Raw genomic sequence first — 19,634 nt, 5'->3', positions numbered from 1 at the left:
TCGGACTTACCATGCCTCATAATATTAACTCACGGTCTGTGGTGTCTTTTTATTTAAGATAAACACCAGTACCGCGCCCAAGATGACCGCGCTTGCTAGGATAAACGGTAGGGTCAGCTGCTCCGATAAAAATACCACACCAAGTATGGCAGCCAATACCGGTACGCAGAGTTGTACTACTGCCGCCTGAGTGCTTTTTAATAAAGGCATTGCCATATACCAAACGCTGTAGCCCATGCCAGAAGCAATTGCGCCCGACGCGCAAGCCAATAAGATGCCCTCGATACTGATAGTGGACAATGGCATGCTTTTTAAATAAACCATACCAATGATGAGTAGTAGCGGAATAGCGACGAGGCTTCTGATAAAGTTAAAGCCCGTGGCTCGTAACGGTGATACACAGGTTTTGCCGCGTATACTGTAGATGCCCCATGCCATGCCACTGATGGCCATCAATGTCGCTGCCAATACGGATGGGACAGCTGCTGATGGCAGCATAAGATAGACAAAACCTGCTACTGCTACGATAAAAGCCATCCATTGTAAGGCACTTAACTGCTCTTTTTTGTAAATACCCCAACCAATCATGGTGAGTTGAACCGCTGAAAATAAAATCAACGCGCCAGTTCCGGTATCAAGCTCAACATAGGCAATCGAAAAGCAAAGCGCATACACCACCAAACTTAGACTGCTGAGCCAGCTGCCTTTGTCCTTCAAAATAGCTTTATTTTGTGGATTGTTGAGGGTTAAATCTTTGCGTCGTAGGTTATAGCTATAAACGCCCATAATAATGCTCAGACAGATAGCACCACTAAGCAGACGGATGATGGTGAAACTCCACGCATCTATGTATCCTTCTGCCAAGGCCATTCTACAAAAAAGAGAGTTTGCGGCAAATGCTATTAAGGCAATAATCGTGTATAACGTGGCTTTCAAAAATAATTCCTACAATCATTAAATTGGTTTTGATTAACTAGGGCGTGTCCTCAATTCAATTGATCATATCTAAACGGGCTAAAAATGGCTAAATTTTGTCAAAAATCGTTAAATAGCTGGTTAATATACCGACATTATCTGCGCTATTTTCCTCGTTTGACTGCAATTTATCTCATTTTTATCACCATTTTTGAAATGAGGACACGCCCTAGAGTTTGTTGAACATTTATATGGTGTCAGGCGCGCTCAGTTTATCACCTATGGCACTTTTACTCGCCTTCCTTGTATCCAAAATATCTTGAATTGATTCAGAGCATCTTGAATTGACTCAAAATATTTTGGATCGACTATAGCAAAAATTTATTGTTGAGCCTTATATTGGAATGGAAGTAGTATAGTGCAATACCAAAAAACCTAACTTATAAATTAAAATGATACATACCTTATAAATAGGCTCGATTTGAAAATGACAAGGAAAGAAAGATATGGATTGGGCAAGTATTTTTATTTATGACACCACGTGGGTATTTGCCGCTGAAATTGTGATACGCGTCATCGTGATGTTTGCTCTGATCATTTTGTTTTTACGCTTTACTGGCAAGCGCGGCGTGCGCCAACTGTCTATTTTTGAGCTGACCATTATTTTATCACTTGGTTCTATCGCAGGTGACCCAATGTTCAATGAGGATTTGCCGCTTATTCAAGCAGTCCTAATCATGAGTATTGTGATTTTGCTATATCGTTTATGTACTTGGGCTATGATGAAATATCAGCCTTTCGAAGATCTGCTAGAAGGGAAGTCGCTCTACATTGTAGAAGACGGCATGTTGGTACTCGATAAAATTAAAAAGGGCAAAATGTCCCATGATGAGTTTTTTGCTGAAATGCGCCAACAAGGGGTTGAGCATCTGGGTCAAGTGCGTACTGGCTTGCTAGAGACAGATGGTAATTTTAGTATTTTGTTATATGCACCTGATCACACCATCTATGGTATGCCACTTTTCCCTAAGCAGTATCAACCTGTCGAGGAGATAGAGTCAGGAACGCATTATGCATGTATGCATTGCGGCTACGTCAATCACATATCTGACCCTAATCAGTGCTGCGAACGCTGTGAAAACGACTGTAGAAACTGGGCAAAAGCCTTAAATAGCAAGATTATTAGATGATGTCGAGCAGTCTTATGTTGGTAGGTTTAGCGAGTGATACCAACGTAAGGCCGCCCTAGACTGAACGTTTTTTGCACGCGCTAACTAAGTTAGGCGATTTTATACCAGTCAATTTTACGCGTCATGACCATCACGCAAGCGAGTAGTACAAAACAGAAAACAGCACCAAGCAATAAATTCATATCTTCAGTGGTTAAGATGCCGAAAAACGCCGCATACAATCCTGCCAGTGTGGCAGTAAAAATCGCGGCTCGTTTGATGCCGCCCAGTACATAATAAGTATACCAACCAATGAGTCCAACACAGGCGCTGGCAGCAATGGCATAAGCTTTCCAAAAGACGATTTGCTCAGCAAGTGGTAATAATAAAACATAAAAAACAAACAGCGCACAACCGACCAACAGGTACTGAATAGGGTGGATGCGGCTAGATTTAATCACTTCAAATAAGAAAAAAGTGCCGAATGAGACCAAGATTAATAATAAGGCGTATTTCATCGCTCGTTCGGTCTGTAAATATACGTCATTAGGCTCAGCAAAACTCACCCCAAAGCTGTTCAGGCGCACATTTTGGTAGCTGTCAGTCACGGTAGTGCCTTCTTCTGTGACAATACCTTCTACTGCTGTAATCGCATCATCAGGAGTCATTGACTGGCTACTGGTATCGAGAGTGGCTTTACTGATGACGACACATCGGTTGTTAGCGATGCTAAGACACTGCGACAAATCTTGATTGTTGGCGATCGTTAGATATTGATTTTGCCAACTGGCTTCAAAACCGTTAGCAGTGAATTTCTTGGCATTAGGGAGCGCCTTGCCAATGAAATTAGGCGCATGCCAATTACTGCGCATCGTTAAGTTAAAGTTTTGTCCAGTCGGAACCGTGTTTAAATTGCTGATACCCGCTAATGGCAAGTCAATCATGATGTCAGTCGCTTGATTGCCTTTAATGTCGGGCGACTGACTGCCTATGTCTGTACTGGCTAATGCCTCGCTGTTGGTGCTTGTGGCAATGAGACTACTCTTACTTTGCTGGCTAGCCATGTTTTTCGTGGCACGCTGCAATATGTTTTGCGGAATAGCGACTTCTACATAGGTCAGATTTTTCAGTAAGGGTGTCTGCGGGTAAGTCGCTTTTATCGGTTTTTGCTCAATGGTCACTGTTGGCAGAGTCGCGACGCCGCGCAGATCTGATACTGGAATAATCAATTTTGCGTCATTCCAGTGAATGATGGTTTCTCTGGGTTTCGTTTTATTGTTACTGGTAGGTGTATTGACGGAGCTTTGCTCTGCACTAGCCGTGCTCGTCGCTTCATATAAGCGGCTGATGGCTTTATCAAAAGTGTAACGTTGGTCAAATGTCAACGCCCCATCATAACTGGTCGCATGATAGATGCCGCGCTTATAGGTATCAGTGCTTACCTCAAGATCTTGTGTTGCTTGGGTTTGGTTTGCGAAAATGGTTTCAATTTTTGAGTAGGACGGTGCACATTTACTGGTTGTGCCAGGCGCTGTAATCTGACATTCAGGCGTGACAGTAGTTGGAATGGCAATAAATGGTGTAATGACTTCTTGCGGATTGATATGCTGCTGGGCGATTTCTTTGATCACCGACGCGGCATAATTTTGTCGCTCGTAAATCACCGAGCCAATCATATTGAGACCGATGGCGAAAATAATGCACAGCCCAGCGATGATAGATAGTTTGGTAAATAGTGTTTTTTGCATAAAAGCTCCTCATATGACTCTTTATTCCAAAACTGTCCATATAACAGTCAATAGGTTTAAAGAAAATCATAAAGGAGTGATAAAGAAAAAATATGTAAGAACAATGGAGAGTGTGTGGAATAATAAAAATCAGTGCTTTTTGGTGTCGCCAACCACTTTGTCCATAATCGCAAATAGCAGGCCGGATAGAACGAATGTCATGTGAATAATGACCTTCCACATGAGTTTGTCTGCTTCACCCTCACTCAATTCATTAGGAATATCCATAAAGGATTTTAAAAGATCAATGGCAGAAATCGCAACGATGGCACCGATGACTTTTAATTTAAGCCCAGAAAAATCTACTTTCCCCATCCAACTGGGTCGATCAACATGATCGCCTGTGTCAATTTTTGAGACAAATATTTCATAGCCACTGAATATGATGATTAATAATAAACTGGCTACTAACGAGAGGTCGACTAACACTAATATATTAACAATGACATCTGATACCGAGGCGCTAAATACAGTGTTGAACATCATAAATGTTTTTTGAACGAACTTAACAAATAATAAAATAATACCTAGCACGAGCCCTAGATAAAAAGGCGCTAGTATCCAGCGGCTATGGAATATGGTTTTTTCTAAGTAAAATTCAAACTTTTTTAGCATGGATATCTCTTAGGTTTTTAAAGATAAAAGTAATGATGAGTTTATTGATACACTCTAATAAAGTTGCTGTGAGGCTATATATTGCTAATGTCAGTAAGCTGCGCTACTACCTGCTGAACTCGCTCCTGTCTATCGCCACCAATGCGCTGGAATGGTCTTTGGTGCTTGCTTAATTGACTGGCGAAATAAGTACTTATTTCATCACGTTGGTGCGGACTGTCTCGCAGGTCATCAGCCACCCATGGTGTATCAACGTCAGTCAATAATATTAAATCATAATGATGTGCCAATGCCGCTTGCTCAAGGGCGATAGGACAGTCGCCATAATACCAATTGGAATAAACCATTAGCTCAAACAGACTGGTATCACAAAACAAATAATGGCTAGCATCGGACGTCTGAGCGACTTGTTTGGCCAGTTTATTTTCTAATGCAATCTGACCTTGTGCGATAGGTAGCAGATCATCCGACGTGCAAGTCAGCTGCTCGTCATCCCACTTTGCTTGTAGGTAGGTGCGCATATATTCTGATACCCAAGGGCTATCAAAATGTGCTGCCAAATCCTGACATAAAGTCGTCTTGCCCGTACTTTCTGCGCCTAAAATAGCGACATTTATGACAGATTTAGGCGTATGCTGTATGAGGTTGTGCGCGATGTTGTGTACGATAGCGTCGTTGCCATTCATAATATGCCCAGATTGCGATGAGAGTGAAGACTACATATTGTAGCGCGGTAAACGTAAAACCTTTATAAAAGTATAACGGTACCGATATCGCATCGGCAATAATCCATAGTATCCAATGCTCAATCTTGCGCCGTGCCATGAGCCACATCGCCATTAAAAATAAAGCGGTAGTGAGCATATCAGTGTAGTCAACCCACGTAAATAAATGCAGTCCAAGTACTGCACCATCGAAGCTAAAACCGTTATTAATCACTGGTCGGAAATAATAAATCAGTGCTACAAACCCCATCGTTCCCGCTGCCAAAGCAGAGAGTATAGGTATGTCGCCTGCATGCAGGTGCTCGATACGGACATTATTAGCATCGTTTGACTGCTTGTGCTCGACAGATTGAATCTTCTTATTCTTTGACCAATTAATCCAGCCGTATAGGCTCATCACGGTATAGTAAGCGTTGATAAACATATCGCCAAATAGCTGCCACTTCCATAGTAGATACACAAATATAGCAGTGCTGACCAGTCCGATAGGGAAGACTAGAATATTGGTTTTGCTGGCAAGTAAGACACTTGCCACGCCAAAGACGACGGCAATCAGTTCAAGGACAATGAATATCGTAGAGTAGTCAGCGTATTGACCAAATAACCAATTGAGAAGTTCTGCCATTAGCTTTCCTAAATATAAGCGTGTGTTGATATTCTTGCTAAATAATATAGTTCGATGAATAGTACAGAGTAAAGCAGCACCAATTATAACGTAGCTACCGTAAAATGAACTGAGTCTTTGCTTATTTATGGCGAGAAACAGATTATTTGTAACAAAGTATTAGAAAAATTATAATATTCAGGCATAATAAAGGCACTGATTTTAAGTTTACAGTTATTCACTGAAATTGAATGGCTATTATTTTTCCACTTTTATGCTTATTCCAAGCACCACAGTAGTAGACAAGGAAGCTTATCATGACGACTTGTATCACGGGCACGGGCCTATATATCCCACCTTATAGCATCAGCAACGAAGAGTTAGTAGAGTCATTTAACCAGTATGTTGAAAATTATAATGCACAGCATGCTGATGAGATAGCAGCAGAGACTGTGACCGCACTTGAGCCTTCTTCAGCCGCTTTTATCGAAAAAGTATCGGGTATCAAATCACGTTATGTGATGGAAAAAGACGGCATTTTAGATCCTGAAATCATGGCTCCCGTGATTCCTTATCGCAATCTAGGCGAAGAGCTGTCTATCATGGCAGAAATGGGTGCCGCAGCGCTTAGAGATGCTTTGGCAGATGCTGGACTTGAGGCCAATGACTTGGATGGTATAATCCTTGCTTGCTCAAACTTCCAGCGCACTTATCCTGCGGTTGCCATCGAGATTCAAAATGAAATCGGTATGATTGGCGGCTTTGCTTATGATATGAACGTCGCTTGTAGTGCTGCGACTTTTGGTCTATCACAAGCGCACGGCTCTATCGTCTCTGGTTTGGCCAAGCGCATCGCTGTGGTCAACGTAGAGATTACCTCGGCGCATCTGAACTGGCGTAACCGTGACAGCCACTTCATCTTTGGTGACGTAGCGACCGCATCTATCGTTGAAGATCTCGATACGCCAAAAGGTTATGAGATTCTTAACTCTAAGCTATTTACTCAGTTTTCGACCAACATCAAAAACGAATACGGCTTTATGGATCGCTCAGAGTTTTTAGCGGCACAGACTGAGATGTATCCAGATATCAAAGAACCAGTCACGGATAAGTTGTTTTTGCAAAATGGCCGTAAAGTATTCCGTGAAGTTTGTCCAAAAGTGTCAGAGATCATCACAGAGCATTTGACTGAGAACGAATTACAAGCCAGTGATGTGAAAATGATGTGGTTACACCAAGCCAATGCCAATATGTTAGATTTAATTCTACGTACAGTCATCGGTAAAGAAGCAGATAAAGCGATTGTCCCAAGTGTCATCGCTGAATTTGCCAATACCAGCTCAGCCAGCCCGATGATTGTGTTCCATCGCTATAAAGATGAGTTAGCATCAGGTGATTTGGGCGTGATTTGTTCATTCGGCGCAGGTTATTCGATTGGCTCAGTATTGGTTCGTAAAGTGTAGCGTTTCATTCTAGATCTTTTTTAACGATAAAAATAGCCAAGATCCTTCTTGGCTATTTTTTTTATGTCTACGTTTTTAGCATCGCATTTTATAACCACTAACTGATGAGAAAACAGGGGAATATTTCAGCAGCGATAGGAATGTCTGCCAATAGAATGGCAAAATTACTTAGAATAGCAGCAAGATTACTCAGAGGTTTTAATTTACGGTGAAAAATTTGCTATAATCACGCTCTTACTCTTATCATCCAATTAAAAGTCCTTTTATGAAAGAATCCTTACGCCTGCGTTTAGACCAGATGGTAGACCGTTATGAAGAGGTCACCGCCTTGTTATCAGATCCTAGTGTCATTAGTGATAATAATAAATTCCGTGAATTGTCTGTCGAGCACAGCGACTTGATGGATATCACTACTTTATGGCAAAACTACGTGGGTGCAGAAACGGATCAGGCCGATGCAGAAGCTATGCTGGCCGATGCGACAGATCCTGACATGAAAGAGATGATGCAAGACGAGATTGACAATGCTCGTGATACCATCGTAAAGATGGAAGAAGCGCTTAATCTTATGATGCTACCAAAAGATCCTAATGATAAAGTGCCAGCATTTTTGGAGATTCGTGCAGGGACCGGCGGCGACGAGGCAGCGATTTTCTCTGGTGACTTGTTCCGAATGTACCAAAAATACGCGCAGAGCCAAGGCTGGACATTGGACGTGCTGTCTGCAAGCGAAGGTGAGCATGGCGGGTATAAAGAAATCATCACTCGCGTATCAGGCAACAGCGTCTATGGTCGTCTAAAGTTTGAGTCTGGCGTGCACCGTGTCCAGCGTGTTCCTGAAACCGAAAGCCAAGGCCGTGTGCACACCTCAGCTTGTACCGTTGCAGTCATGCCTGAAGTTGAGATTGATGATACCGTCGAGCTCAACCCAGCTGATATCCGTTTTGATACGTTCCGTTCAAGCGGTGCGGGTGGTCAGCACGTTAACACCACCGACTCAGCTGTACGTTTGACGCACATTCCAACGGGCACAGTCGCAGAGTGTCAACAAGAGCGTAGCCAACACAAAAACCGCGCACAAGCGATGAAAATGCTCATTTCACGTATTCAGCAGGTTAAGGTACAAGCACAAGTCGATGTTGCTGATTCGATGCGCCGCGACTTAATCGGTAGTGGCGATCGCAGTGAGCGTATTCGCACCTATAATTTCCCGCAAGGGCGTATGACCGATCATCGTATCAACCTGACCTTATACAAGCTCGACTCTATTATGGAAGGCGACTTGGATGAGATTCTTGACTCATTACTACGTGAGCATCAGGCTGATTTGATGGCGAGTATCGGCGGTGGTGACTAGCAGCTGATCCTACAACACATTGGCAGTTTTATGATTTTTCATCATGATGTCATTTTTTTATAATAATAGGGTCTGTTGAACATTCAAATGTGGCACTGGCAGTGGCTATTTTTTAGACAATACGCAGTGAAATTTTTGACGCCTAGTCATTCTAGGTTAGACAATTTCGCCATGTATTGGCAAAAAATAGCCCTGCCCTGAAAGGCTGATGCTAAAATCACCCAAAACGTTGTTGTAAACCTAGCTAAGGTCTCGACATTATCGTCGGTTTACGCCTGATTTGATAAAACGTTTGATGCGATTTTAGCGATCAGCAGTCCTAATATTTGAATGTTCAACAGACCCTAAGCATTGATTTAATTTTTCTGTTTTCGTTTATCCATTTAATTACCTAATAATATTGAGAGTGTTATGTCAAAGCACAACAATCAGAATCAAGAGCAAGCCCCAGAAGACGCTAACGAGCTAATTGCTCAGCTGCAAGCCAAGCTAGACGATATCACTGCTTCAGGCAAGCAGCCTTATCCAAATACGTTCAAACGCACCGATTATGCACAAGACTTACAAACAGCCTTTGACGGCGTCTCAAAGCAAGAAATTGAAGAAAAAGCGGCGAATGGCGAAAAAACACAGGTCAACGTGGCAGGTCGAGTCATGCTCAACCGTGGCTCGTTTATTGTCATCCAAGATATGAGTGGCCGTATTCAGCTATATGTCGCACGTAAAGAGCTCGATGATGAAACGCGTGCGAGCATTAAGTCGCTAGATTTGGGTGACATCGTAGGTGTATCAGGCTATATCGGTCGCTCAGGTAAAGGCGATCTATACGTGCATATCGAAGAGATCAGTTTGCTAACCAAATCCTTACGTCCAATGCCAAATAAATTCCATGGTTTGGCAGATGTGGAAGCCCGTTATCGCAATCGTCATCTTGATTTGATGACCAATGAGACGACTCGCGATACGTTTATGATTCGCAGTCAGGTCGTCAGCGGTATTCGTAAATTCATGCTGAATGAGCGCTTCATGGAAGTTGAAACGCCAATGATGCATCCTATTCCAGGTGGTGCAGTGGCACGTCCATTTGTGACGCATCATAATGCTTTAGACATGCCGCTTTATTTACGTATCGCGCCTGAGCTTTATTTGAAGCGTTTGGTGGTTGGCGGTTTTGAAAAAGTATTTGAAATTAACCGTAGCTTCCGTAACGAAGGCGTCTCAACCCGTCACAATCCTGAATTTACGATGATTGAGTTTTATCAAGCGTATGCGGATTATCATGACTTGATGGATTTAACCGAGCGCTTATTTAATGAGTTGGCGATGGACATCTTGGATACGACTGAGATTACTTATCAAGAAGAAGCCATCAGCCTAAAAGCGCCGTTTGCTCGTTTATCGATGTCTGATGCGATTGCCAAATATGCCGAAAACTTCGACATGGCGCATATCAATGACCGTGAGTATCTAGCAGAGTACGCATCTACTACGCTTAAGCAGCAAGTAAAAGATGGCTTTGGTGTGGGTAAACTGCAAACGATTATCTTTGAAGAAACCGCTGAGCATCAATTACGCCAGCCAACCTTTATCACTGAATATCCTGCAGAAACGTCACCACTCGCGCGCCGTAGTGACGACAATCCTGAGATTACCGATCGCTTTGAATTGTTCGTTGGTGGTCGTGAATTGGCCAATGGCTTTAGTGAGCTAAATGACCCAGCAGATCAGGCGGAACGCTTCCGTGGTCAAGTCGCTGAAAAAGACGCGGGCGATGATGAGGCCATGCATTTTGACGAAGAATATATCGAAGCATTGTCTTATGGTTTGCCACCGACAGCAGGTGAGGGTATAGGTATTGATCGCTTAGTCATGCTACTCACTGATTCAGCGAGCATTCGTGATGTGATTTTGTTCCCACATATGCGTCGTAAGCTTGACAACTAGACTAGCGTCTACTTATTATGAAATATAGTCAATCCTATATAAATTAGGTACGGTGTCAGGCTCGCTTAGTTTACTACTTGTAGTATTTTCACTCGCCTTCCTCGTGCCTAAATTATATTTAACCGACTATGACGCTGTTACTGAACTGAGTATAGAGCGAGTTTTGCAACGTTGATGACAGACGCTCAGTGGTTTATGAGCACTCATTTATAGGGATATTATGGACACTCAGCACCTACCGCTCTCAGTTTGGCAGCAGATGATTCAGCAAAGCTTCTTATCTTTGTACGATGTATCAGAAGAAGACAGTAACCATTCCCAGCATCTATTGCAGGGTTATGACTTTGTTTTTGAGTTTTGTGGTGCGACGGTTTACCTTATCGTCAATGATGTGGTAATGCAGGCCAATCAGCAAGAGGTTGACAGTACGCAGGTTCGTGAGTGGCGAAAAGAAGTAGTTAATCAATTAATCAAACGTCATGCGCAGCTTTATCTAAAAAATGATAAGGCACTGGCTGACGTAAACGCGTCGGCATCGAACAAGGCGATTTATTTTATTGGTCTGACGTCACTTGCTATCAAGCATGAAAACGATAACCCAGAGTCACAACCCCATACCGTCAATTATGAGTATGGCAGTCAGTTCTTTGCCGAGGACTGTGTGCTGGACTTGGACGATGAGGAGAGTGTCTTACAAGTATTTAGTCATCAAAACTTTGTCGACATTCTCAATCAGTTGGTGACCCCGAGTGATCTCAGTGCTTATTTGGACTTTCATCGCCGCAAGCTTGCTGGCTTTGAGACGTTTCAAGACGAATCAACGTTGCTCGCCCAATTTTTACAGTCGCCTGATTTTCACCAAAGAGCCATTGAGGTGCAAGAACAGTTGGTTGCTCATCAGTTAATAGACCAAGTGGAACCGCGCTTGCTCACAGCAGCAGAACCCGACCAAGTAACTTTTGCCAATGCGCTGATGTTTGATATTCAAAAGAATACTCACATGTGGTACAAGCTATTTAATAGCTTGATTCAGCATTATTATGAGGCGGGAACACCGCTGCCAAAAGAGCAGGTCGATGTGTTGGTCGATGAGTCAATGTATACCTATGCGTGTTTAATAGAAAAAATACTGGCGCATAGAACGATTGATAAAGATTCAAACTGGAATGGTTATGTTTGTCATGAGCATTCTTATCATGTATTTGGTCGCCATTATTTGATGGTGTTTTATGCACAAGATGAAAATAGCACATTAAGTGTAGACAAGGTGCGCGCCTCGCATCAGGATTTACTGTTCGAGCTTAATTCACAAATGCAGCAGCCGGTGATGGACCATTTGTTCTTAATTGGCGTAGAGGTTAGACCTTGTGAAGACAGCGTCAATACTGAGGTGCATATTGACGTGTTTCATCAAAATGGCTCGGCTATCGACGCAAACACACAGCGCTTATACGAGCAATTGGCTGAGCTAAGATCGCAGTCATAGACTCATTATATTGTAGATCGCTGATCTGATGCTTCACCTACATTTGTACTTTTCACATTGGCAGTTACTATATTGGCAGTTACTATGACGCAGCAATATCAAGTTTTAGCTCGCAAATACCGTCCCAAAAACTTTCATGAATTGATTGGGCAAACGCACGTCTCGCAAGCATTGATAAATGCCATCGATTATAATCGTCTGCATCATGCTTACCTCTTTACAGGTACGCGCGGTGTGGGCAAAACGACGATTGCGCGTATTTTATCTAAATGTTTGAATTGTGATACTGGGGTGACTAGTACGCCTTGCGGTGTGTGTAATAATTGCGTCGCCATCGATCAAGGTCGTTTTATTGATCTGATTGAAATTGATGCGGCCTCTCGTACCAAAGTGGAAGACACTCGCGAGCTGTTAGATAACGTGCCTTATGCGCCAAGCCAAGGACGTTATAAAGTGTACCTAATTGATGAAGTGCATATGCTGTCTACGCACAGTTTTAATGCCTTACTCAAGACCTTAGAAGAGCCGCCTGAACATGTGAAGTTTTTGCTAGCGACGACCGATCCACAAAAATTGCCGATTACTATTATCTCGCGCTGTTTACAGTTTGTGCTGCGTCCGTTGCCGCAAACGTTGCTGAGTGAGCATCTGGCAAATGTCCTTACCCAAGAGCAGGTAGGTTATACTCAGCCAGCACTTTGGCAATTGGCCAGTGCGGCAAAAGGCTCGGTACGTGATGCCTTATCCTTGACCGATCAAGCCATTGCTTTCGGTCAAGGTGCGCTGGATGATGTCACTGTCAATGCCATGCTTGGTCTCATTGATGCGGCTGATTTGGTCAGTTTAATTACCGATATCTATAATCACGATAAGTCTGCCGTCGCTGCACATATTGAGCAAATGCGCGCGCAGATGGTTGATGCGACGAGTATGTTTGATGGGCTGGCTGAGCTACTACATCAATTGGCGTTGACCCAACTGCTTCCTGAAGTGGCTCTCAATGTGAATGAGGCGCAAGCCCAAGACATTAATACGCTTGCGCAGCATATGAGCCCAGACGTCCTGCAACTGTATTATGAAATTGTCGTGCAAGCGCGTGAAGGTGTTAAGCTTGCCAGTACTCCGATGCAAGCGCTTGAGATGTGCATTTTACGTTTGTTAGCCTTTCGTCCGTTGCCAGTCGATGAAGTACTAAGCCCTATTTATGATGGCTCTGTATCATCTGAAGTACCAGCAGCTATAGAAAATACAACTTCTACGCAGGCAGCCATTACCCATTCAGCTTCGATACTGCCGTTACAGCCTTATGATATCGACTATCAAGAGCAAGCCAGTATTGAGCAGCCAAACGCTAGTTTGGATGAGAATGCGTTAAGTATTAATCCAGCTCATGAGCCTGAACCCGTTGTTGAGCCTGAACCCGTTGTTGAGCCTGAACCCGTTGTTGAGCCTGAACCCGTTGTTGAGCCTGAACCCGTTGTTGAGCCTGAACCCGTTGTTGAGCCTGAACCCGTTGTTGAGCCTGAACCCGTTGTTGAGCCTGAACCCGTTGTTGAGCCTGAACCCGTTGTTGAGCCTGAACCCGTTGTTGAGCCTGAACCCGTTGTTGAGCCTGAACCCGTTGTTGAGCCTGAACCCGTTGTTGAGCCTGAACCCGTTGTTGAGCCTGAACCCGTTGTTGAGCCTGAACCCGTTGTTGAGCCTGAACCCGTTGTTGAGCCTGAACCCGTTGTTGAGCCTGAACCCGTTGTTGAGCCTGAACCCGTTGTTGAGCCTGAACCCGTTGTTGAGCCTGAACCCGTTGTTGAGCCTGAACCCGTTGTTGAGCCTGAACCCGTTGTTGAGCCTGAACCCGTTGTTGAGCCTGACGCAAATGATTCTCAATTACTGTCTGAATCTGATGATCCACGCACGTTGTTGCGCTGCGCACCGCAAGAATTGATAGGCGAGTGGACACCAGAGAAATGGGATTATTGGCTACAAACCGCTCGTGAAGCCGAGATTTTGGCACAAGATGAATTGGCACTTGCTCGTCAAGGTATGATGACGGGTCTATGCAATGGCAAATCGACCTTTGTTACCAGCGTTGACAGTAAGCACTTGCAGGTGACTTTTCAGCAACTGGCAGAAAAACTGCAACAGCAGTTCACGCAGGCAGATATTGGTCTGCAAATTGATGGTAGCGTCATGCAAGCGGATGACAAAACACCTGAGCGTCGTCAACAAAAGCGTTTGGTGCAAGCAAAGACGGTAGCAGAATCAAAATTGATGAATACACCGGTGATGAAATATCTGACCGAGCGCGGCGAAGGAAAAATGGGCAAAGTTCAGTTATATTAAACAGTCAGAAAAACGATTATTAATATTATTTAATAGTCTATGTAGTTAATAGATACAATATATCATAAAAAATATCAAGTCGATGTTATACTATCGCCTTGATATTTTTGCTTTTATTACTTATGAAATAAACTTAATTCAAACAACAGCAGTATATTTAATCGCTGTAAGGTAAACTAAAATCCTTTATAATGATTAAGTTATACTAAAAATTAAAACGCAGCTTAGGTGAGAATATGTTGGATAATTTACGCGGTATGGCTGTGTTCGCCAGTGTGGTTGGACATGGCTCGTTTAGTGGCTCAGCTCGTGAGCTTGGTATTACTACCAGTGCAGTCAGTCAGCAAATTCGCTCGTTAGAAAACGACTTAGGTGTCGTACTATTGCATCGCTCTACTCGTAAGCTCAGTTTAACGGAAGCGGGTGAGAGTTTTTACGAAGCGGCAAAGGACGTGGTCAGTGCGGCTGAGCAAGGTAGAATTAAAGTCAATCAGTTACGTGATGAGCTCGCAGGTAGCTTGCGTGTGGCTACAACACCTGAGCTTGGAGTCAATCATATTTTACCGGCCTTATCTACTTGGATGGCGGCACATGATGACCTGAGTGTTACTTATTTAGCAGACAATCATTATATCGATATGATTGATGAGCGTATCGATATCGCGATTCGTATGAGTCCAACGATCAATGATTCTAGTTTGAGTAGCCATCCTTTAACGGATGTGCGCCAGATGCTTGTCGCCTCACCACAATATCTACGCCAACATGTAAAACTTAAAACCCCTAAAGATTTGGCCGAACATCAGCTGATTTGTATTGAAATCATGAAAGATGCCAATCAGATTGATATGATTCAGACCGAAACTGGCAAAAAATCGCGCATAAAACTGAATTCACGGATTTATACCAATAATGTGTTTATGGCCACAACTTTGGCAAAAGAAGGCCACGGTTTGGTTAGAATGATGGAAATGGACATTAGAAAAGAGCTAGAAAGTGGTGAATTGGTCGAAGTATTGACCGGCTATCAGTTACCGAGCTTTGTGCTATATGCGGTTACTTTAAATCGCGATCAGCAGCCGGCTAAAATCACGCGTTGTCTAGAAGTGCTGAAAAAATACTTCCATGCGAATTAACTTTCAATCTATTTACATACATATAAAGCTTGATCAGTAGTAAGAAAAAGAAGCCTATAGATAGCAATTATCTATAGGTTTCTTTTTAACTGTAAATAGGGTTTGTTTCTCTAAACCTTTGGGCTAAAACAACGGCTTTAATAAATCAATCAAACGATCAGCCACTTGTGTGCTTTCGTCACGGCTGATGTTAAGCGGTGGCAGTAAGCGTACCACATTGCCACCGGTTACATTGATAATCAGATTTTGCTCATCACGTGCGCGATCCACCAGCTTGCTACAATCCAACTCTTCAGGTAGCGCGATACCAATCATCATACCAGCGCCGCGACTGCTAACGCCATATTGTCCCAATGTATCGACTATACTTTCTCTGATGAATAAGCCTTCAGTCACTGCGTTTTCCATGATATTGCTGTTCGCTAATACTTCGTAGACGCTATGAACCACGCGGCTGGCTAATGGCGTGCCACCATAAGTAGAGCCATGGCTACCAGCACCGAACAAGCCGTTAGCGCGACCGCGTACCATACAAGCGCCGACTGGAAAGCCATTACCTAGACCTTTGGCTGTCGTCAATACATCAGGACGAGCATTACTATGTTGATAAGCAAAATATTTACCGGTGCGACCATTACCGGTTTGCACTTCATCCAGCATGAATAGCCAGTTATGAGCATCACATTCTGCTTGCAGCTCTTCTAAATAAGTAAAGCCATTGGGGGCAGTATTGAGTCCACCCTCGCCTTGGATAGGCTCTACAAAGATGGCGCAAATGTCATCATGAGCTTGCGCGGCTTGCTTAACCGCTGCAATATCGCCAAAGGGCACACGGATAAAGTCATCGTCCAAGGTATAAAAACCTTCACGTGCTTTTGGGTTGGCGGTTGCTGATAAGGACAGTAAGGTACGGCCATGGAACGACTGCTCCATTACAATGACCTTTGGACGTTTAAAACCTTGCTTGTATGCATATAAACGCGCCATTTTTAACGCCGCTTCGTTTGCTTCAGCGCCACTATTAGCGAAAAACACGCTGTCCATCTGAGCTGCTGTACATAGCACTTCGCCAGCGCGCTCTTGCCAATCGATACCGAATAAGTTGCTCGTATGAACTAAGGTACCTGCTTGCTGCTGGATAGCATCAGTCACTTGTGGATGGCAATGTCCTAAGCCGCACACCGCGATACCAGTTAAGGCATCTAAGTATGGCGTATCCTCTTTGGTATAGAGCCAACTGCCTGAACCGCGTGTAAAGCTGATTGGTTGACGATTATAAGTGGGCATCAGGTAAGTAGCAGACATGTAAAACATCCTTGGTATAATAATTGAATAAAAGTGTAGTTTATAGCTCGTCAGAGAAAGGTGTGGTTTCCGCAGGCAACGTGTAGTCTTCGTTTGCCCAAGCACCTAAGTCGATAATTTTGCAGCGACTGCTACAGAATGGTTTATATTTATTGTCTTGCCATGCCGTCAGGGTACCGCAGCGTGGACAAGGATAGGTCTTGGGGGAGGTGTTTGAAGTAGAGTCAGTCATAATAAGTGAGGCCATCCTCATGGTTATTAGGAAAAGTACAATCAGTGAAAGAGAATCGGTATAATAGCATGGGGCTAAAGAATGACAAAAGGCAAATACCCGTCTATCTATGTCAAACCAAACCAAACCAAACCAAATCAATCTAAGCAGAGCCAATAGTTTAACAATCAAATTGATACCTTGCTAAAGGTTATCGTTCACAGGGCTATATCTTATCATGATGCAACAACCAACGCTTTCCCATCAGAAAACCCGTGCTTTTCAACCACATAAACTGTCAGCACCGCGTGACTTTATTATTCCAAATATCATTAATGACAATAAAGATGAAAAACCATTAATGCTAGAGATTGGGGCAGGGAAGGGTAAGCACGCGCTCAGTTTTGCTACACAGAATCCTGATAAGCAGCTGATAGCCATTGAACGTACTCGTAATAAGTTTGAAGCCTTTGCTAAACTTGCCACACAGCAAAATGTAGATAACTTAAATGCTATCCATGCTGATGCCATCGCGTGGATCGTATATGCGATCGCACCCCGTAGTATTGCCAAAATTTTTATACTATACCCCAACCCTGAACAGCACAATCCTAATCAGCAATGGTTGAACATGCCATTTTTTGAGTTCTTATTATCGCGTCTAAAAGTAGGCGGAGAAGTGGTGCTAGCGACTAATATAGAAGCGTATATGGATAATGCAGCGCAACAAGCCTCTGCGGTATGGTGTTTGCCAAATACTCGCTACCACGTGCCAATAGACAGTGAGCGTACGCACTTTGAGGTTAAGTACCTAGCACGCGGAGAGACATGTTGGGAGCTGACGATGCGTAAGCCAGAGGGCTATAAAACGAAGTTTGATGATTGGCAGGCTAGTAATTTGAGAGATAAAAATAGCCTAAGCAAATAACGAAACCATTAAAAATCATTCATTATAATAAGTTATGTTATATACAAAATAGCCTAAGCAATTAAAATGATTACATAAAAAAGACTGCCACTAAAGGGCAGTCCAAAAATTACACTCATTTCATATTACAAGTAAGGCTTCACTAATTTATTAGAATCCGTATAGGCGTCTAAAACTGTTAAAAGAGTATAAGCACCAATAAACTTACGACTAATAAACATAAATTCTTTTGGCGGCAGATTAAATTCGAAAGACTGCATCGCCCGTGTCGCAGCAGATGAGAGGCGTGAATGCAGCTTGCTATTTGCCCAGATATAACGGCTTTGTTCATCTAAGCACTCAGTAGGAATGTCGCTATTCATCGCGGGATCACTAAAAGGCTCAGTTGCCAATAAAAATAACGAGGCAATATCAGAACGGACTTTGTCACTCATCGTGTCAAAAAAGTCATAGCCAGTCATAGCCTGGATCATCGCCTGATGATCATGACGATAACCAGCTTTTAGTAAACCATGAGCAATCGTCAATAGAGTATTATCAAACTGGCGGATAGCCCCAAAATCTAATAATACTAACTTATCAATATCGTTTTCATTATCGCTGACACGGACGAGGTAGTTACCAAAGTTTGGGTCCGTTTGCATTTCGCCCCAAACAAAAATCTCTTGCATCATAATTTCTATGGCTGCTTGACCAATGGCATTGCGGCGCTCGTGGGGCAAAAGCTGTAGCGCTTCAGAAACGACACTAATGCCAGGCTCATAAGACATACATAACAGACGTTTGCTCGAATAAGTGCGATTTATTTTGGGCACAGCATAACGTGGATCATCTATCAAACGCTCATAAAAACGCTCAGTGGTTGCAGCCTCTGCCTCATAATCAACTTCGTGATGGAGTAGGTCGCGTATCTCTTCAAACCATGCATCGAGCGAGCGCGTTTGCGGGACAATGTTGCTGACTTTTAGCAAACGCTTAAATAAGGCAAGATCAGAGTTGATGGCGTCTGCGACCCCTGGATATTGAATTTTCAACACCACTTGCTCACCAGTCGCTAACACCGTGGCTCGATGGACTTGGGCAAGAGAAGCTGTACCAATCGGGATAGTATCCACATCAAGCTCACTGAGTTTGTCACCCAGTAGTTGACGCAAGGTATGCTCGATGGTTGGCCATGACAGGGTAGCTGTATCATCATTAAGCGTTTGTAAGGCACGCGTTATCTCAGGTGGCAATACATGCTCACCATAAATGGCCAGCATTTGACCGATTTTTACTACTGAGCCTTTCAGTTTGCCCAGTTCTTCTGCCACATAATTTGCCTGCGCTTCCATAAAAGCTTGGTTACGTGCCGTGCGCGCTTCTTTATTCAAAAACATACCAGACACGCTATTGCCTGCCCAACGACGACCAATATTTAGAGAGGTTTTGGCAATCGACATACGACGCTCAAACCCTGAGGTTTTTAAGTTGTCAATTGACTGCTTATTATTAGAAGGTTTAGACGTATCATTTGCCATAAATATAATCATTCATCCAGTTGGTATTGATTTGCGGGTTCAAAACCTACAATACAAGAGAGATGCGACGCGCAGGTACAAACGGGTACAAAATTGTATCATATAAAGAGAAGGCGGTTTATAAGCCTT

At 43.3% G+C, this 19,634-nt stretch carries 16 protein-coding genes; 8 read left to right on the top strand and 8 right to left on the bottom strand.

What is annotated here, in order from left to right; all coding sequences use genetic code 11:
• Positions 1 to 24: 24 nt before the first annotated feature.
• A complete protein-coding gene (locus ACMFL8_RS07760; protein ID WP_413190610.1) occupies positions 25 to 936 on the bottom strand; it encodes a DMT family transporter in 912 nt (303 codons plus the stop codon).
• A 485-nt stretch (positions 937 to 1,421) separates the two neighbouring features.
• Here ACMFL8_RS07760 and ACMFL8_RS07755 point away from each other — a divergent pair, with 485 nt between their 5' ends.
• Positions 1,422 to 2,105: a DUF421 domain-containing protein gene (locus tag ACMFL8_RS07755; RefSeq protein ID WP_413190609.1), complete on the top strand. Its 684-nt coding sequence runs from the start codon at positions 1,422 to 1,424 to the stop codon at positions 2,103 to 2,105.
• Between the two features lie 89 nt (positions 2,106 to 2,194).
• On the opposite strand, the gene creD is transcribed toward ACMFL8_RS07755, so the two are convergent.
• From creD to pnuC, 4 genes are all read right to left on the bottom strand, one after another.
• The gene (gene creD, locus ACMFL8_RS07750; protein WP_413190608.1) at positions 2,195 to 3,832 is read right to left on the bottom strand and encodes a cell envelope integrity protein CreD; all 1,638 of its coding nucleotides are present in this window, start codon (positions 3,830 to 3,832) and stop codon (positions 2,195 to 2,197) included.
• 129 nt (positions 3,833 to 3,961) lie between these two features.
• A complete protein-coding gene (locus ACMFL8_RS07745) occupies positions 3,962 to 4,486 on the bottom strand; it encodes a TIGR00645 family protein (RefSeq protein WP_201591414.1) in 525 nt (174 codons plus the stop codon).
• A 74-nt stretch (positions 4,487 to 4,560) separates the two neighbouring features.
• Complete coding sequence (locus ACMFL8_RS07740) at positions 4,561 to 5,172, bottom strand: AAA family ATPase (protein WP_240215753.1); 612 nt, start codon at positions 5,170 to 5,172, stop codon at positions 4,561 to 4,563.
• Entirely contained in the window at positions 5,111 to 5,836 is a 726-nt protein-coding gene (pnuC, locus tag ACMFL8_RS07735) for a nicotinamide riboside transporter PnuC (RefSeq protein ID WP_240215754.1), read from the bottom strand. Before pnuC ends, ACMFL8_RS07740 begins: the two co-directional genes overlap by 62 nt.
• 296 nt (positions 5,837 to 6,132) lie before the next feature.
• Here pnuC and ACMFL8_RS07730 point away from each other — a divergent pair, with 296 nt between their 5' ends.
• The 6 genes from ACMFL8_RS07730 (at position 6,133) to ACMFL8_RS07705 (ending at position 15,541) form a co-directional block, all read left to right on the top strand.
• Positions 6,133 to 7,278 (top strand): beta-ketoacyl-ACP synthase III, encoded by a 1,146-nt coding sequence (locus tag ACMFL8_RS07730; protein WP_189581890.1) that lies wholly within the window; start codon positions 6,133 to 6,135, stop codon positions 7,276 to 7,278.
• A 265-nt stretch (positions 7,279 to 7,543) separates the two neighbouring features.
• Positions 7,544 to 8,635, top strand: coding sequence for a peptide chain release factor 1 (gene prfA, locus ACMFL8_RS07725; protein ID WP_189581893.1), 1,092 nt, complete (start codon positions 7,544 to 7,546; stop codon positions 8,633 to 8,635).
• Between the two features lie 411 nt (positions 8,636 to 9,046).
• Positions 9,047 to 10,579 carry a lysine--tRNA ligase gene (gene lysS, locus ACMFL8_RS07720; RefSeq protein WP_210539437.1) on the top strand — a complete coding sequence of 511 codons (1,533 nt, stop codon included), beginning with the start codon at positions 9,047 to 9,049 and terminating at the stop codon, positions 10,577 to 10,579.
• A gap of 220 nt (positions 10,580 to 10,799) precedes the next feature.
• A complete protein-coding gene (locus tag ACMFL8_RS07715) occupies positions 10,800 to 12,065 on the top strand; it encodes a hypothetical protein (protein ID WP_413190607.1) in 1,266 nt (421 codons plus the stop codon).
• Positions 12,066 to 12,149: 84 nt separating this feature from the next.
• A complete protein-coding gene (gene dnaX / locus ACMFL8_RS07710) occupies positions 12,150 to 14,405 on the top strand; it encodes a DNA polymerase III subunit gamma/tau (protein ID WP_413190606.1) in 2,256 nt (751 codons plus the stop codon).
• 236 nt (positions 14,406 to 14,641) lie between these two features.
• Positions 14,642 to 15,541 carry a LysR family transcriptional regulator gene (locus tag ACMFL8_RS07705; protein WP_010198065.1) on the top strand — a complete coding sequence of 300 codons (900 nt, stop codon included), beginning with the start codon at positions 14,642 to 14,644 and terminating at the stop codon, positions 15,539 to 15,541.
• Between the two features lie 123 nt (positions 15,542 to 15,664).
• On the opposite strand, the gene ACMFL8_RS07700 is transcribed toward ACMFL8_RS07705, so the two are convergent.
• Both ACMFL8_RS07700 and ACMFL8_RS07695 read right to left on the bottom strand, forming a co-directional pair.
• Positions 15,665 to 16,846 (bottom strand): aspartate aminotransferase family protein, encoded by a 1,182-nt coding sequence (locus ACMFL8_RS07700; protein WP_413190605.1) that lies wholly within the window; start codon positions 16,844 to 16,846, stop codon positions 15,665 to 15,667.
• A 40-nt stretch (positions 16,847 to 16,886) separates the two neighbouring features.
• Positions 16,887 to 17,078 carry a DNA gyrase inhibitor YacG gene (locus ACMFL8_RS07695; RefSeq protein ID WP_194618554.1) on the bottom strand — a complete coding sequence of 64 codons (192 nt, stop codon included), beginning with the start codon at positions 17,076 to 17,078 and terminating at the stop codon, positions 16,887 to 16,889.
• A gap of 217 nt (positions 17,079 to 17,295) precedes the next feature.
• Between ACMFL8_RS07695 and trmB the strand changes: the two genes are divergently transcribed.
• Positions 17,296 to 17,985, top strand: a complete 690-nt coding sequence (gene trmB, locus ACMFL8_RS07690; RefSeq protein ID WP_413190604.1) for a tRNA (guanine(46)-N(7))-methyltransferase TrmB — start codon at positions 17,296 to 17,298, stop codon at positions 17,983 to 17,985.
• A 125-nt stretch (positions 17,986 to 18,110) separates the two neighbouring features.
• Here the strand turns inward: trmB and ACMFL8_RS07685 are convergent, their stop codons facing one another.
• Positions 18,111 to 19,505: an ABC1 kinase family protein gene (locus ACMFL8_RS07685; protein WP_413190603.1), complete on the bottom strand. Its 1,395-nt coding sequence runs from the start codon at positions 19,503 to 19,505 to the stop codon at positions 18,111 to 18,113.
• Positions 19,506 to 19,634 lie beyond the last annotated feature (129 nt).

Source organism: Psychrobacter sp. AT9, from assembly GCF_047272965.1.
Lineage (GTDB): Bacteria > Pseudomonadota > Gammaproteobacteria > Pseudomonadales > Moraxellaceae > Psychrobacter > Psychrobacter glaciei.
This window is presented reverse-complemented; position numbering and strand designations above follow the sequence as displayed.

Bases quoted from the DNA above. Each gene is read 5' to 3' on its own strand.
- dnaX (WP_413190606.1), top strand. From the start codon at position 12,150: ATGACGCAGCAATATCAAGTTTTAGCTCGCAAATACCGTCCCAAAAAC.
- ACMFL8_RS07715 (WP_413190607.1), top strand. From the start codon at position 10,800: ATGGACACTCAGCACCTACCGCTCTCAGTTTGGCAGCAGATGATTCAG.
- ACMFL8_RS07740 (WP_240215753.1), bottom strand. From the start codon at position 5,172: ATGAATGGCAACGACGCTATCGTACACAACATCGCGCACAACCTCATA.
- lysS (WP_210539437.1), top strand. From the start codon at position 9,047: ATGTCAAAGCACAACAATCAGAATCAAGAGCAAGCCCCAGAAGACGCT.
- ACMFL8_RS07700 (WP_413190605.1), bottom strand. From the start codon at position 16,846: ATGTCTGCTACTTACCTGATGCCCACTTATAATCGTCAACCAATCAGC.
- ACMFL8_RS07695 (WP_194618554.1), bottom strand. From the start codon at position 17,078: ATGACTGACTCTACTTCAAACACCTCCCCCAAGACCTATCCTTGTCCA.
- creD (WP_413190608.1), bottom strand. From the start codon at position 3,832: ATGCAAAAAACACTATTTACCAAACTATCTATCATCGCTGGGCTGTGC.
- trmB (WP_413190604.1), top strand. From the start codon at position 17,296: ATGATGCAACAACCAACGCTTTCCCATCAGAAAACCCGTGCTTTTCAA.
- ACMFL8_RS07730 (WP_189581890.1), top strand. From the start codon at position 6,133: ATGACGACTTGTATCACGGGCACGGGCCTATATATCCCACCTTATAGC.
- ACMFL8_RS07705 (WP_010198065.1), top strand. From the start codon at position 14,642: ATGTTGGATAATTTACGCGGTATGGCTGTGTTCGCCAGTGTGGTTGGA.
- prfA (WP_189581893.1), top strand. From the start codon at position 7,544: ATGAAAGAATCCTTACGCCTGCGTTTAGACCAGATGGTAGACCGTTAT.
- ACMFL8_RS07745 (WP_201591414.1), bottom strand. From the start codon at position 4,486: ATGCTAAAAAAGTTTGAATTTTACTTAGAAAAAACCATATTCCATAGC.
- ACMFL8_RS07685 (WP_413190603.1), bottom strand. From the start codon at position 19,505: ATGGCAAATGATACGTCTAAACCTTCTAATAATAAGCAGTCAATTGAC.
- ACMFL8_RS07755 (WP_413190609.1), top strand. From the start codon at position 1,422: ATGGATTGGGCAAGTATTTTTATTTATGACACCACGTGGGTATTTGCC.
- pnuC (WP_240215754.1), bottom strand. From the start codon at position 5,836: ATGGCAGAACTTCTCAATTGGTTATTTGGTCAATACGCTGACTACTCT.